Here is a 13,743-nt window from a genome sequence, read left to right as displayed (position 1 = left end):
AAAAGCTATTAGCTGCTTTAAGCTCTGGCTACATCAAACGCAATCACTTCTTTTATTTTTTGTTTATTGGTTGCTAGCATCACGAGTCTATCAATCCCTAATGCAACCCCTGCACATTGCTCTAAACCATGCTCTAATGCGGCAATTAAACGCGTATCCATAGGTACTTGTTTTAAGCCGTTAGCAGCACGGTAGGCGTTGTCTTCGTTAAACCTTTTTTCTTGCTCTTTAGCATTAGTGAGTTCATTAAAGCCGTTAGCCAGTTCCATATTTTTATAATAAAGCTCAAAGCGCCCTGCTACTCGCTGATCGTGTTCACAAATTTGTGCTAGTGCCGCTTGTGATGCCGGAAAGTGATACACAAAACATGGCTTATCTTGCCCTATTGTTGGCTCTACTTTCATACAAAATAATAATTGCAGCAAGGTATCTTTATGAGTCTCGTTTTTAGCAATATCAGCAAAGCCATGTTCGCATGCGAGTTGTTGTAACTGCGTGATAGATACAGTTAATGGATCGACCCCTAACGCGCGTTCAAATGCCTTTTGGTAGGTAACGCGCTCTGCAGGCGCAACCTCAAGAATGAGCTGCATTAGCTCATCAATTTCGTCCATTAAAGCAAATTCGTCAAACCCAGGACGATACCATTCAAGCATAGTAAATTCAGGATTATGATGACTGCCCGCTTCTTCATTTCTAAATGCCTTACAAAGCTGGAAAATAGCGCCTGAGCCGGCCGCTAACAAGCGTTTCATCGCAAACTCTGGAGATGTTTGCAAAAACAGGGGTAGCCCACCAGCGTGACCTGGGCCTACAAATGTAGTATTAAAGCTAGCTAAATGCACATCGGTTACACTGGCACCACTTAAACTCGGTGTTTCTACTTCCATTACATTACGAACATAAAAGAATTCTCGAATGCTGCGCATAATTGTTGCGCGTTGCTTAAGTATTTCTATACTGGCACTCGGCGCCCAAAGATCAGCTGACATATTTTCTCCAAAAAAAAATCCCAGCTTAAGCCGGGATTTAATTAATAAGGCGTGTTACTGCTTACTTAACACGGCTCACGTATTCACCATTACGAGTGTCTACTTTAATTACTTCGCCAATTTGTACGAATAATGGAACACGTACTACAGCACCTGTGCTAAGCGTTGCTGGTTTACCACCCGTGCCTGCTGTATCACCTTTAAGGCCAGGGTCGGTTTCAGTGATCTCAAGCTCAACAAAGTTTGGTGGAGTTACTGCAATTGGGCTGCCGTTCCATAATGTAATAGTACAAACATCGTTTTCAACTAACCATTTGCCAGCATCGCCCAGTGCTTTTTCGTCAGCAGCGATTTGTTCAAATGTTTCGTTGTTCATGAAATGCCAAAATTCACCGTCTGTGTATAGGTACGCTAAATCGGTATCCATTACATCAGCACCTTCAACCGATTCACCCGATTTAAAGGTTTTTTCAAGTACCTTGCCAGAGATAAGCTTACGGATACGAACACGGTTAAACGCTTGGCCTTTACCCGGTTTTACCATTTCATTTTCTAAGATACTGCAAGGTTCGCCGTCCATCATAATTTTTAGGCCGCCCTTGAACTCGTTGGTGCTATAATTCGCCATCGTTTCCTCTATTTATATTTTTCGAGTAATCTACGTGCCAATGATACAAAGAAATGAAGCAAATTTGCATAAAAACTGGCAAAAAGAATTAGCAAATGTAGTTACCTGCCCAAAAGTGTTGCTAGAAATGGTTGGTTTATCGAGCCAAGTCCATGAAAACGACATAAAAGCTCGTAGCTTGTTCCCTGTTCGTGTGCCATTGCCTTTTATAAAAAAAATTCGTCACGGCGATGAAAATGACCCTTTATTGCTGCAAGTTATGCCCCGCCACCAAGAGTTTTTAACTAAGTCGGGGTTTAATAAAGACCCGTTACTTGAGCAAGATAACAATCAACCGGGTCTGTTACATAAATATAAATCGCGTGTTTTAGTCATGTTTAAAACCGGTTGTGCAGTAAATTGCCGCTACTGCTTTAGACGCCACTTTCCTTATCAAGAAAACCAACTGAATAAACGTAGCCTTATTGATGCATTAAGCTATATAAAATCGGATAAAAATATTAACGAGGTGATTTTAAGTGGTGGCGATCCACTAATGGCCAAAGACGATGCTATTAGCTGGTTTTTAGATGAGCTTGAGCAAATACCACAAATTAAACGCATGCGCATACACAGCCGCTTGCCTGTAGTTATTCCTGCACGTATCACTGAGCAATTATGTGAAAGATTAGCAAAGTCACCATTAAAAATTATATTCGTTAATCATATTAACCATGCAAACGAAATAGATAGTGACTTTAAAAATGCCATGAACATGCTCAAAAAAGCAGATGTGCTACTGTTAAACCAGGCGGTTATTTTAAAAGATGTTAACGATACAGTTGATGCGCAAATAAACTTAAGTGAAGCACTATTTGATGCGGACGTACTGCCTTATTATTTACACTTACTGGATAAGGTAGAAGGCGCAAGTCATTTTGATATTGATGAACAACAAGCGATAAAAATTCAGGCCGAGCTACTAAAAGCCCTGCCTGGATTTTTGGTGCCTAAACTAGTTCGGGAAATAGGAGGTCAAAAAAGTAAAACCCCTATCGACCTCAAATTAGTTTAAACATAAACGTTTATATTATTCCCAAGTGTTGCAGTGACCGACTTAGCCGGTGTTTGCGCACTTGAAGATTGTGTAGCGCCTTCAATAAGTGCCAGTGCAGCGGCACCATCAGCTTGCTGTTGCTTTTTAGATAAAGCAGCAGTTAATACTTCTGCGCCTTGGCCTGCACCAGGCATTGTAGGTAGATTTCCACCTGATATATTCATAACTCACACCTGACTTTTAACTGTAATACACGTATTATAGTTGCTGAATTGGTAAATTACTTTACCAACCCACTTAAGTATTTATCGGCAACATTGCACTAAGCTTTAGGAAAACCATGGATTCTATAATTGAACAACTCAACGCCAACTTAAAAATTGTTTACCGTCAGGCACTTGACGCTGACAAAAAACTCGATGAGTTACAACAGCAAGGTCACGGAAAATTTAAAGCCTTATTTGCCGAGGACGCTGGATTTAGTTTCGAAGCTAAACGCTTTAAGCCTTATGTTTTAGACGTTGCCGCTGATGTAGAAAGCTTATCGAGCGACGGTTTGGATGAAGAAAAACTAAAACAAGCGGTTATTAAACTACAAAATTTACTAACCTTGTTAGCGACCTTTAAATAAAAATGAGCGACTTACTTGCAAAGCATCTACTAAAGTAGATGCTTTGCATTATTAGCTAGATTCGCGGTAAGATTTGTTCACCAAACCACTCTGTTAATAAGCGTTTTTCATAGTAAAATGCTTCGTCTCGACCCATTTTAATTTTATCCATAAAGCCCATATCTTTTAAACTTACATTATCTTCTTGTGCGACAACGCCACTTTCATCACTAAGCACATAATTAAATTCAATGCGTGGAAAGTGAATAGGTTCAACCACTCGGATTTCGTTAACACCGCCATAGCGTACGTCTCCGGCTAAATCTAAATCGGTTACTTCAATTTTTAAACTGTAATTTTTAGGAAGTTGCTCGCTGAGCTTTGCAAAGTGTTCATCAATACTTTTGGCTATTTGCTTATGGTATGAGCCTTCAGTTTGGTTGGATGGGCGTACATCGCGATAATCATTAAAGTCATGCCATTTCACTTGAGCCTCACCCGCGCAAACAACACTCGGTAGCGCAATACACATCAACATTGCTATTTTTTTAACTAAGTTCATACGTTTCTCCAACGAGTATTTTGATCAATTGAATATTTTACAAATTGCTATACATAACTTTAGCAATTACATATGAACTATAACTTAATCTTTACGCTGAGGTGTTATTAAAATTGCACAAAATGTAATCGAATGTACGGTTTACGATCATACTATTACAAAGCAAATAAAATAATACATGTAAAAACTCATTATTTATGGTGAAATTAGGGTAATTGAACACAGGTTTCCAAGGAGCATTCATGGCAATTTTAGTAACCGGTGGCGCAGGCTATATTGGCTCACACACCGTTTTAGAACTTTTACAGCAAGGCAGCGACGTTATCGTTATCGATAACTTAAGTAACTCCTCTGAAGAGTCACTTGAGAGAGTGAAAAAAATAACCGGTAAAGCAATTACTTTTTATCAAGGTGATATTTTAGATAAACCCTTTTTAGACTCGGTGTTTGCCAAGCATACCATTGAAAGTGTGATTCATTTTGCTGGCCTAAAAGCCGTGGGAGAATCGGTCGTAAAACCCATTGAGTATTATCAAAATAATGTACAAGGTACACTAACACTCGTTGATGCTATGCGTGATGCGGGTGTATTCAAACTGGTATTTAGCTCATCCGCTACTGTATACGGCGACCCAGCAAGCTTACCAATACGCGAAGACTTCCCCGTTGGCGGTACAACCAACCCATATGGTACGTCTAAACTAATGGTTGAAATGATGTTGCAAGATATCGCTAAATCAGATGAGCGCTTCGCATTTGCTATTTTGCGCTACTTTAATCCTGTCGGTGCACATGAGTCAGGTTTGATTGGTGAAGACCCTAATGGTATTCCTAATAATTTATTGCCTTTCATTTCACAAGTTGCGGTTGGCAAATTAAAGCAACTTGCTGTATTTGGCGACGATTATGATACGGTTGATGGTACTGGCGTTCGTGATTACATTCACGTTGTAGATTTAGCCCTAGGGCATTTAAAAGCACTTGATAAAATAGCCGCAGAAACCGGTGCGCTTGTTTATAACCTTGGTACAGGTAACGGCTATTCAGTATTACAAATGGTCAATGCGTTTATTAAGGCTAGCGACCAAGCAATCCCTTATGCGGTGTCACCTCGCCGCCCTGGTGATATTGCAGCGTGTTATGCAGCGCCAGAAAAAGCACTTAATGAACTTGGCTGGGAAGCAGTGCGCGGTATTGATGAAATGATGCAAGATACCTGGCGCTGGCAGTCAAATAACCCTAACGGTTATAAGGGTTAAGTAAAAAGCGCAAGTGAGAAAACATAGAAATTACGAGCTTCGCTCGTCACGCCAGCAAGCTGCGCGTCTACAGGTAATTTAACCACCGCGTTAAGTTTTAATTGTAGGCGTAGCGCTTGCTCACGCGAAAAGCGCAGCTTTTAAAATTGATTGTTACTTACTTTTTACTTCTCTAAAGCGCAGCGCCCTCTTAACCTCTTTGTGAATAAATCACTTAAAACCTTATTGCACAAAGAGAAGTAAAAGAGGAGTAAATGAGAAGAGACCAAAACCTAGAAATTACGAGCTTCGCGCGTCACGCCAGCAAGCTGCGCGTCTACAAGTAATTTAACCACAGCGTTAAGTTTTGGCTGTAGATACAAGGCGTAAAGCTTGCTCACGCGAAAAGCGCAGCTTTTAATTACTTATATTTAATTACTTATATCCAGTATTTAATAACGAGTATATTCGTTATGTCTGTGCCCACTGTCTTAGTAAGTTATGGTACACACCTGTTAATTGAATAATCTCTGGGCTATCTTCTACTTTGCTACGCAAACTTTGAATCGACATATCTAAATCAAATAACAAACCACGTTTTTCGTCGCTGTTTACCATGCTTTGCAGCCAAAAAAATGAGGCTAATCTGCGCCCACTCGTTACTGGCATTACACGATGTAAACTCGTTGAAGGGTACAACACCATACTGCCTGCGGGCAGCTTTACACTATGTGAGCCATAAGTGTCTTCAATAACAAGTTCACCGCCCTCATAGTCTTCAGGGTCATTAATAAATAACGTCATTGATACATCTGTACGAATTTTTACTGGCGTACCCGGCACTTGTCTAATTGCATTATCTACATGCACACCAAACGATTGCCCGCCTTGATAGCAATTAAATAACGGAGGAAAAATTTTTGCAGGAAGCGCTGCCGACATAAACAAATTACTACGCGCAAGTGCTGCCATAATAATATCGCCAAGCTCTTGGCATTCAGGACTATTTTCAGGTAGCTGTAAGTTATTTTTTGCTTTGGTTGATTGATGACCTGCGGTAATACTGCCATCGGCCCACTGCGCTTTAAGCAAAACCTCATGGCAATACGCCACTTCTTCTTTCGTTAATAGCTCTGGAATTTTAACTATCATGTGCGCCCTCTCACATTTTCATCAAATAATTAAGGGCAGGTAATAGGCCTGCCCTTATGCTTACTTTTATTTTTTAATTTGTTTTAAAATTAAAAAGAGTAGCTCGCTGTTAAACTAAACTTACGACCATCACCTGGTACAAAGTGTCCACCACCTAACTGATCAACGTAATCTTTATCACCTAGGTTTTCACCATTAAGCTGCAGGCTCAAATCTTTTGATATGTCATACGCAACCATCAGGTCAAAAATAGTATAACCTGGCGCACGAGAGCGTGTTGACCTAGTGCCGTTGTAACGCTCACCTACATACTGCGCACCTAAACCAAACGATAACTTATCCGACATATCGTACGTAGTCCAAACACTCGCGCTATTTTTAGGCGTACGTGCAAGCTCGTTACCGATTTGAGTTGCGTCGTCGCCTAATGCTTCAGTTACTTCGCTATCTTGGTAAGTGTATGAAGCAATTACAGTCCACTCTTTAGTAATTAGGCCCGTTGCTGAAAGCTCTAAACCTTGAACGCGCTGCTCACCACCGAGTATTTCGTCACTTGAGCTATCTGCAAATGGGTCATCAGTACGGGCATTGGTTTTTTCAGTACGGAAAAGTGCAGCATTAGTTTGCAGGCGGCCATCCATTAGGCTCCATTTAGTTCCTAATTCATAACTGCGGCTTTCTTCTGCGTCTAAATCAGCTGCATTTGAACGCGTAGATACCGTTAGGCTTTCCGCCGATGGGTTAAATGAATTACCTGCGCCTAAATATACACTGCCATTTTCTGTAGGTTTATAAACTACAGCTGCATTCCAGCTAAATAAATCGTCACTTGTAGAAATTAAAGCGCTTGGATCATTGTAATCGTTGTGATAATCCGTAGTGAAGCTATCAAAGCGAATTCCACCTGTAACTTCCCATTGCTTGTTAAGCGTCACTGTATCAAATGCATAAATAGCTTGGTTTTTAGCTTTAGCTTCAATGCTTGTACCGTCACGGCCGTACACACCCGTAAATGCAATTGTTGCATCAGGGTTGTATAAGTCGTTACGTATTCCATCTTCAATTAGGTTATCAGGCGTAGTTGCAACAAAGTTATGGCGTGTAAACGTTTCATTTGCAAGTTCAACACCCACTACAACATCGTGAGTAAAGCCAGCAAACTCATAGTTACCAATTAAATCAACTTGAAGTGCAGCAAGTGAATTTTCAGTATCACGTGTTTTTTCATCTGCAAAGGTAATATCAGTGTCTGTTGTAACCGAGAAATAACGCGGTGCAGTTGTTACTGATTCACGCTTAACTTTACCTAAACGACCTTGCACACGTAACGTAGTATTTTGAGAAAAATCATACTCATAACGAGCTGTTGTTGAATAAGCTTCAATATCTTCGTAATCACGGTAAATATTACCGTAAAAGTTATCAAAGTCGACAGGAGAAGGTGAGCGTGCACTATCGGCAAGTTCAGCTACTGGCGTATCACTGTAAACCCAAGGAATACCATAATCTGGTAAATTGTCTTGGCGTTGATACTCTAGGTTTAAATCAAAACGGCTGTTTGTACCAAGCCCTGTTGCAAATGCAAACGCAACAGCATTTGTTTCGTTTTCAACATGGTCACGACCTGCAACATCACCTTTATCAGTCAGAAGATTAATACGTAGTGCGCTTGTGTCGTTTACTTGGATGTTAGTATCAAAACGACCACGGTAATCGCTTTCTGTGCCTAAACGTAGCGAAACGTCGTTAAAGTTGTCTAACTTCGCTTTTTTACTTTCTAAATTAACACTACCACCTGTTGCGCCACGACCAGAAACTGCAGAGCCTGGGCCTTTTGCAACTTCAACGGCTTCAATGTTGTAAATATCACGTGTGTAACCTGCAACATCTCGAATACCATCAACAAAAATATCATTTGTTGCACTAAAACCACGAATCGACATGCTATCGCCAGTAGGTGAGCCACCCTCACCTGCTGCTAAAGAAATACCTGAAACATTACGCAAAGCATCACGTAGGCTATCTACGTTTCTGTCTTTCATTACCGCTTGGTTGATTACTGTTACCGTTTTAGCTGTATCGAGTAGCGGTTGAGTGTATTTATGCGACGTTGATTTTTCTACAACATAACTAGACTCAGTTTTAGTTTCTGCTTTGGTTACCGATAGTTCTTGAACATCCTGTGCACTTGCCCAAGTTGAAAGCGTAGCTGTAACAACCGCTGCAATTGGCTTCACGTACGCATTTCCTTTATTCGATGGCTTACTCATGGTTACTCCGTAGTTTTTATTAAGCACTTAACTATTGTTAATTTAAGGTACATATTTAATTTCGGCGAAATCCTACCACTCAAACAACGCAATGTAAACGATAACTGTTATCAATTGCATTGTTATGTAAATTCCTATATTGTATACACACTCAAAAATTAACAGTAATTACGTCCCTGTAATTGCTCGTCGTAACTTTCAGGATTGTTGTTAAGTAATGCGAAGCTTAATTAAACCAATTAGCGTAGTTATCGCGCTTTGTAGCACTATGGCAGTAAAAGCCGACACTGTTAGTGAGCTAGAACAACTCGTTAATAAATGGCTACAAATAGAAAATCAAAACACAGAATTAAATACTCATTGGCTTGAACAAAAAAGCAGTATGGAGCAAACCTTAACGCTTCTTAATGCCGAGCAGCAGCAACTTAGCGAGCTTAATCAGCGTAGAAAAAAAAGCACCAGTGAGCTTGCCCAAAAACGCGAACAGCTTGTAACTCAGCAATCAGAACTTGAAAATGATCAACAGCAATTAAATGATCAACTAGCACGTATTTCTGGGCAATTACTTTCATTACAAGTGCAGCTCCCCCCGCCACTTTTGAGTAGTTGGAAAAACGCCGGTGATTTAAGCGATTCAAAACTCAGTACAACTGACAGGTTACAAACAGCACTAAAAATGCTGACTCTACTTAATGATTTTCAACAACGTATTTCTATTCACGAAATGGCTATTAAGCATCCTGACGGGCAAGAAGTATGGGTTAAGCAGCTTTATTTAGGTGCAGCTCAAGCATGGTTTGTAAGCGAAGACTTAAGTTACGTAGGTATTGGTTTTCCAAGTGACTTAGGTTGGCAGTGGGAGTTTGATTCAAGCATTAATGCAGAGCAAGTTGCACTGGGTATTGCTGTACAGCAAAAAAAGCGCGCTACTGATTGGGTAACACTCCCAATATTAAGTTATGTAAATAAAAACCAGCAAGGGGCTAAATAATGGCTACTAACAGCATAATTAAAGTATTTAGCGCCACAGTTTTACTTTTTAGTGCAAACATATCTTTTGCAGCTAGCAGTGATGATGCTAAACAAAGTATTTTAAGTGATATAAAAACAGCGCAGCGTACTCTAAGTAAAACTCAAAATAGCATTTCAAAAGAGCAAGCAATCCTTGCAAAGCAAATTTTTACCAAGCAGCAATCGCTCAGTAAATTACGCGAACAAGCCGCAGTTAATCGCCGCCTAGCTGACGAAAACACATTAAGCCTTGATCAGTTACAAACCCGATTAGACACTTGGCAACAGCAGCGGCAATATCAATTAAACTTACTTAGCCGTTTTGTACGCCAAAACACCAGCAATAGTGCTAGCAGTAACGAGTCGGCTAATAGCCAAAACGAGTTATTAAACCGTGTTGTATCGCTAATTAATAATCAAGAGCAGGCACTTTATCCACAGTTTAAAAAACAATCGGTTGTGCTAAGTAATGGCGAATTAAGCCAAGCTAATACCCTTCAAGTCGGGCCTGTTGCATGGTTTAGTACGCAAACATCTAAACTTATGGGTTTATTAAATTTAGATGATGAATCTAATGCATTAAAAGTAGCGTTAGTACAATCTACAAGTGACGACAACCCACTCGATAATACTGTAAAGCAAAACGGTGTAGGCTCTACATTACTTACTTTTGATCCTAGTTTAACGCACTTAGTAACTAGCCAAGCCCAACAAGAAAGTCCGCTTGAACACTTAGAAAAAGGCGGTTTGTGGGCTATCCCTATTATTTTATTTGCCTGCTTTGCACTAACTATTGCGCTATTAAAAGCCGCACAGCTACTGCGTTTAAGTAAAATTAAAATGCACTCTCAAATGCAATTACAGCAACTTTTTAAAGCTGAAAATAGCAGTGAATTTGCAGGTATGCAGCAGCAGCTATTTAACTTAACGCTACAAAGCGAAAAAGGCCAAGTACGAGACGATCAATTATTTAATCAGTTAATTCATGATAAGCATAAACTCGATAACTTTATTGGCGCTATTGCCGTTACGGCTGCAGTAGCCCCACTACTTGGGTTATTAGGCACTGTTAGCGGCATGATCGAAACATTTAAAATGATGACTTTATTTGGCTCAGGCGACCCAGAAGTTGTATCGGGCGGTATTGCACAAGCACTTATTACTACCGAGTTAGGTTTAGTTGTTGCTATACCAGCACTCGTTTTAAATGCGCTGTTATCGCGTAAAGCAAAAGCATATTACAGCCAACTAGAAGGCTTTGCATTACAGCTTAGTCAACTAGAAAAAGGAGAAAACAATGTTTGAAAAAATCGTTAGTAACCCTATTTGCTGGTGTATTCTTTTACTCGCTTTATTTGTATACCAGCTGATTTTTCATGACTTACTGCACCTTAAACAATACCAAGCGCAGCGCAAAGGTTATTGGCAAGAAGTTAGCTCTATTTTAACTGCAGCGCTTCCGCTACTTGGTTTATTAGGCACCATTGTTGGTTTGCTTGATACATTTAAAGTAATGGCGCTGGGCCATAACGAGTTAATGAGCGACGCCATTGGTGACGCATTGCTAACAACTCAATTGGGCCTTGTGTGCGCTATCCCTGCGTGGTTAATGCAAGCTTACTTAGCGTATTCGCAGCGTAATCCTAAATTACATACGTTAAGTAAACAGTTAGGGTAACACTATGCAATCACGATTAAAGCACAAGCTAGAGCAAGAAGCTGGGCAACATATTGATATGTCGCCGCTACTTGATGTGGTATTTATATTGCTAATATTTTTTATTGTTACAACCGTATTTGTACGCGAAAGCGGCGTTGAGGTTGATAAACCACAAGCCGTATCGGCCAGTCGTCTTGAGCAGCAAGTTATATTTTTAGCAATAACCGACAACCAACAAGTATTTTTTGATGGCAGCCAAATTGGTGTGGCTGGCGTACGTAGTAGTGTCGAGCAAATGTTAAAGCAGCAACAACGCCCTGTGGTTATTCAAGCTGATAAAACAGTACCTACTGAGTTACTTGTTCAAGTAATTGACGAAGCAAAGCTGGCAGGCGCAGCGCAAGTTAACTTAGCTACGAAACAATAATATGCACACGATTAACCCGCTTCAAAAAACAAAAAACAATCGCCATCCGCTGTTTGCATTTGGCCTTAGCCTCATTGTGCTTAGTGCTGCATTACTGCTTTTATGGCTTGGGCAACTTGCAGAGCATCATATCCAAGACAAAGTGGTTGTACGTGAGATTGCCATGGTGGCATTGCCACCTCCGCCACCTCCATCAATATCGCAACAGCAAACTAGTGAGCCAATGCAAAGCTTAGCGGTAGAAGGTGCAGGCGCATCTATTCAAGCCGTAAAAATTAAGATCAACAGCAATTTAAGTATTGTAAAACCCGATACACCTAGCGTAAAAGTAAGCGCGCCACAATGGCAATCAATGAGTGTAAATTGGGATGCATTTAGCTTAAATCAACTCGATGGTCTCCCCACTTTGCTTACTCCCGTCAAAGCCGTTTTACCAAAAAGCTTAACCCGCCGAGGTGTTGATGTATTTACTGTAAAACTCGATGTATTTATTGATGAAAGTGGCAAGTTAAGTTTAATTGAGGTAGTACAAAACCCATACCCTGAACTTAAACCAGCTATCGACAAAATTATTAAACAAAGCCGCTTTAGTGCACCTAAAAAAGAAGGTGAAACCGTACGCGCTCGCTTTATTTGGCCAATCGAATTTAAACCTTAAGCCTATTAAAATGAAAAATATGAATATATTTAAAACGCTAAAACCATTAACTCGCGCAGTTATTACTACTTTAATGTGCTCACTCCCTTTATTAGGTGTAACTAGCGTGCATGCAAGCGCTGCTAGTACGCCATTAAAAAGTGCGCCACTAAAAGTAACTTTATCGCCTAGCGATCCAACATGGCAGTTGGCTATAAATAATAAATTACTAGGCCCTACAGAGGTTCTTATTGAGCCGACCGAGCGCGGTTTTGCTCGCCAAGTACAACCACTATTACAAGCCGGTAATTACAGTGAAGTTGCGGCGCTATTTAAAGGCCGAGATATAAGCCAAGATAGCACTGCTTTAAACTTATTACGTGCACAAGTACTGCTTTCAACAAAAGACTTTAATAACGCTGAACTAGCTTACCTAGCGTGTTTAAAAGCTTCACCTGATTTAGTAAAAGCACACCAAGGTTTGAGCCTTTTATACATGCAACAAGCAAAGTATGATAAAGCACAAACACACCTAGTTCACAGTATTGAACTTGGCCAAGCTGACGCACAAAGTTATGCGCAACTTGCTTATATACACGTGCAGCATAGCCAACCTTGGAGCGCAGTAGCGGCCTACCGCCAAGCGCTGATGCTTGCTCCTCAAACAGCGCAGTATCAACAAGGGCTATTGTTTGCGTTAATTGAATCGGGTGATTTAAGTCAGGCAAATGCATTATTAAAAGAATTACTCAATAAAACCCCTGATAAAGCTGAACTTTGGCTGCAACGTGCACAAATAGCATTACAGCTTGATCAAAAAAAGCAGGCGCTAGCTGCTATTGAAGTAGCCCTAAAACTCAACCCTAAAGATGCCAGTAACCAGCTTTTAGCAGCCCAGCTGCATTTAACTGAAGGCAGCACTGAACGCGCAGTGAGTTTATTAAAGCAAGGTTTAAAACACGCCACTAAACAGCAGCAAGTTGAAGTTATTAATACCACGATGCAAACTTTAGGCTGGCTTGTATCTCAACAAAAATGGGATTTAGCTAAAGATCTAATAGGCAGCGCAAAAAGATTAACTAAGCAGCTACCCCGTGATGAACAAGCGCAGTTTTCTGTATACAGCGCACAAATTGCTATGCAACAAGGTAATACTAAACGTGCTCTTAAAAGCTTAAATAATGCACTTAAAATAAACCCGAATTTAGGTGATGCCCTACTTAGTTTAGCAAGTATATATCGTAGTAAAGGCCAACTCACCCAAGCTAAACTTATGTATGTTCGTGCACAAGCTCTGCCTGATTACCAACTATCGGCGTGGCTTGGATTATCGCAAATAGCGATTGATTCTAAAGACTACCCGAGTGCGCTAAATCATCTTAGAAAAGCATTACAAGCCAACCCACAACGCCAGGATTTAATTACTAATATTCGCGCCCTTGAGAATATAGTGCGCCAAGAAGGGTAAGTTTAACACAGTGGTTAGACTGACTTGTAGCCGCACAGCTTGCGGGCGTGAT

The 13,743-nt window shown here is 40.5% G+C and carries 15 protein-coding genes; 9 read left to right on the top strand and 6 right to left on the bottom strand.

Going from position 1 to position 13,743, the window contains the following annotated elements:
• Positions 1-17: 17 nt before the first annotated feature.
• Both epmA and efp read right to left on the bottom strand, forming a co-directional pair.
• Positions 18-992 (bottom strand): elongation factor P--(R)-beta-lysine ligase, encoded by a 975-nt coding sequence (gene epmA, locus BG00_RS05915; protein WP_036981179.1) that lies wholly within the window; start codon positions 990-992, stop codon positions 18-20.
• Between the two features lie 61 nt (positions 993-1,053).
• Positions 1,054-1,620, bottom strand: coding sequence for an elongation factor P (gene efp / locus BG00_RS05910; protein ID WP_010390517.1), 567 nt, complete (start codon positions 1,618-1,620; stop codon positions 1,054-1,056).
• 40 nt (positions 1,621-1,660) lie between these two features.
• Here efp and epmB point away from each other — a divergent pair, with 40 nt between their 5' ends.
• Positions 1,661-2,674: an EF-P beta-lysylation protein EpmB gene (epmB, locus tag BG00_RS05905; protein ID WP_036981176.1), complete on the top strand. Its 1,014-nt coding sequence runs from the start codon at positions 1,661-1,663 to the stop codon at positions 2,672-2,674.
• On the opposite strand, the gene BG00_RS05900 is transcribed toward epmB, so the two are convergent.
• Positions 2,671-2,880 carry a hypothetical protein gene (locus BG00_RS05900; protein WP_036981174.1) on the bottom strand — a complete coding sequence of 70 codons (210 nt, stop codon included), beginning with the start codon at positions 2,878-2,880 and terminating at the stop codon, positions 2,671-2,673. The genes epmB and BG00_RS05900 overlap by 4 nt on opposite strands.
• Before the next feature lie 116 nt (positions 2,881-2,996).
• On the opposite strand from BG00_RS05900, the gene BG00_RS05895 reads away from it, so the two are divergent.
• Complete coding sequence (locus tag BG00_RS05895; protein WP_010390514.1) at positions 2,997-3,287, top strand: hypothetical protein; 291 nt, start codon at positions 2,997-2,999, stop codon at positions 3,285-3,287.
• 55 nt (positions 3,288-3,342) lie between these two features.
• Here the strand turns inward: BG00_RS05895 and BG00_RS05890 are convergent, their stop codons facing one another.
• Entirely contained in the window at positions 3,343-3,828 is a 486-nt protein-coding gene (locus BG00_RS05890) for a DUF3016 domain-containing protein (RefSeq protein WP_036981172.1), read from the bottom strand.
• 242 nt (positions 3,829-4,070) lie between these two features.
• On the opposite strand from BG00_RS05890, the gene galE reads away from it, so the two are divergent.
• Positions 4,071-5,087: a UDP-glucose 4-epimerase GalE gene (gene galE / locus BG00_RS05885; protein WP_036981170.1), complete on the top strand. Its 1,017-nt coding sequence runs from the start codon at positions 4,071-4,073 to the stop codon at positions 5,085-5,087.
• 450 nt (positions 5,088-5,537) lie between these two features.
• On the opposite strand, the gene BG00_RS05880 is transcribed toward galE, so the two are convergent.
• Both BG00_RS05880 and BG00_RS05875 read right to left on the bottom strand, forming a co-directional pair.
• Positions 5,538-6,218, bottom strand: a complete 681-nt coding sequence (locus BG00_RS05880) for a Fe2+-dependent dioxygenase (RefSeq protein WP_002960803.1) — start codon at positions 6,216-6,218, stop codon at positions 5,538-5,540.
• Positions 6,219-6,307: 89 nt separating this feature from the next.
• Positions 6,308-8,488, bottom strand: coding sequence for a TonB-dependent receptor (locus tag BG00_RS05875; RefSeq protein WP_036981168.1), 2,181 nt, complete (start codon positions 8,486-8,488; stop codon positions 6,308-6,310).
• Positions 8,489-8,705: 217 nt separating this feature from the next.
• On the opposite strand from BG00_RS05875, the gene BG00_RS05870 reads away from it, so the two are divergent.
• From BG00_RS05870 to BG00_RS05845, 6 genes are read left to right on the top strand one after another with little or no spacing between them, the layout of a single operon-like run.
• Positions 8,706-9,479 (top strand): DUF3450 family protein, encoded by a 774-nt coding sequence (locus BG00_RS05870; RefSeq protein ID WP_036981166.1) that lies wholly within the window; start codon positions 8,706-8,708, stop codon positions 9,477-9,479.
• Complete coding sequence (locus BG00_RS05865) at positions 9,479-10,804, top strand: MotA/TolQ/ExbB proton channel family protein (RefSeq protein ID WP_036981165.1); 1,326 nt, start codon at positions 9,479-9,481, stop codon at positions 10,802-10,804. The genes BG00_RS05870 and BG00_RS05865 overlap by 1 nt, the downstream gene beginning before the upstream one ends.
• On the top strand, positions 10,797-11,177 hold the full coding sequence (locus BG00_RS05860) for a MotA/TolQ/ExbB proton channel family protein (protein ID WP_002960812.1): 381 nt from the start codon (positions 10,797-10,799) through the stop codon (positions 11,175-11,177). The genes BG00_RS05865 and BG00_RS05860 overlap by 8 nt, the downstream gene beginning before the upstream one ends.
• A gap of 4 nt (positions 11,178-11,181) precedes the next feature.
• On the top strand, positions 11,182-11,586 hold the full coding sequence (locus BG00_RS05855) for an ExbD/TolR family protein (protein WP_036981164.1): 405 nt from the start codon (positions 11,182-11,184) through the stop codon (positions 11,584-11,586).
• Between the two features lies 1 nt (position 11,587).
• Positions 11,588-12,244 carry an energy transducer TonB gene (locus BG00_RS05850; RefSeq protein WP_036981160.1) on the top strand — a complete coding sequence of 219 codons (657 nt, stop codon included), beginning with the start codon at positions 11,588-11,590 and terminating at the stop codon, positions 12,242-12,244.
• A 19-nt stretch (positions 12,245-12,263) separates the two neighbouring features.
• A complete protein-coding gene (locus BG00_RS05845; protein ID WP_036983367.1) occupies positions 12,264-13,691 on the top strand; it encodes a tetratricopeptide repeat protein in 1,428 nt (475 codons plus the stop codon).
• Positions 13,692-13,743: the final 52 nt, after the last annotated feature.

The sequence above is a fragment of the Pseudoalteromonas sp. SCSIO_11900 genome (assembly GCF_000576475.1).
GTDB classification, from domain to species: Bacteria; Pseudomonadota; Gammaproteobacteria; order Enterobacterales; family Alteromonadaceae; genus Pseudoalteromonas; species Pseudoalteromonas tetraodonis.
This window is presented reverse-complemented; position numbering and strand designations above follow the sequence as displayed.

Bases quoted from the DNA above. Each gene is read 5' to 3' on its own strand.
- epmA (WP_036981179.1), bottom strand. From the start codon at position 992: ATGTCAGCTGATCTTTGGGCGCCGAGTGCCAGTATAGAAATACTTAAG.
- efp (WP_010390517.1), bottom strand. From the start codon at position 1,620: ATGGCGAATTATAGCACCAACGAGTTCAAGGGCGGCCTAAAAATTATG.
- epmB (WP_036981176.1), top strand. From the start codon at position 1,661: ATGATACAAAGAAATGAAGCAAATTTGCATAAAAACTGGCAAAAAGAA.
- BG00_RS05900 (WP_036981174.1), bottom strand. From the start codon at position 2,880: ATGAATATATCAGGTGGAAATCTACCTACAATGCCTGGTGCAGGCCAA.
- BG00_RS05895 (WP_010390514.1), top strand. From the start codon at position 2,997: ATGGATTCTATAATTGAACAACTCAACGCCAACTTAAAAATTGTTTAC.
- BG00_RS05890 (WP_036981172.1), bottom strand. From the start codon at position 3,828: ATGAACTTAGTTAAAAAAATAGCAATGTTGATGTGTATTGCGCTACCG.
- galE (WP_036981170.1), top strand. From the start codon at position 4,071: ATGGCAATTTTAGTAACCGGTGGCGCAGGCTATATTGGCTCACACACC.
- BG00_RS05880 (WP_002960803.1), bottom strand. From the start codon at position 6,218: ATGATAGTTAAAATTCCAGAGCTATTAACGAAAGAAGAAGTGGCGTAT.
- BG00_RS05875 (WP_036981168.1), bottom strand. From the start codon at position 8,488: ATGAGTAAGCCATCGAATAAAGGAAATGCGTACGTGAAGCCAATTGCA.
- BG00_RS05870 (WP_036981166.1), top strand. From the start codon at position 8,706: ATGCGAAGCTTAATTAAACCAATTAGCGTAGTTATCGCGCTTTGTAGC.
- BG00_RS05865 (WP_036981165.1), top strand. From the start codon at position 9,479: ATGGCTACTAACAGCATAATTAAAGTATTTAGCGCCACAGTTTTACTT.
- BG00_RS05860 (WP_002960812.1), top strand. From the start codon at position 10,797: ATGTTTGAAAAAATCGTTAGTAACCCTATTTGCTGGTGTATTCTTTTA.
- BG00_RS05855 (WP_036981164.1), top strand. From the start codon at position 11,182: ATGCAATCACGATTAAAGCACAAGCTAGAGCAAGAAGCTGGGCAACAT.
- BG00_RS05850 (WP_036981160.1), top strand. From the start codon at position 11,588: ATGCACACGATTAACCCGCTTCAAAAAACAAAAAACAATCGCCATCCG.
- BG00_RS05845 (WP_036983367.1), top strand. From the start codon at position 12,264: ATGAATATATTTAAAACGCTAAAACCATTAACTCGCGCAGTTATTACT.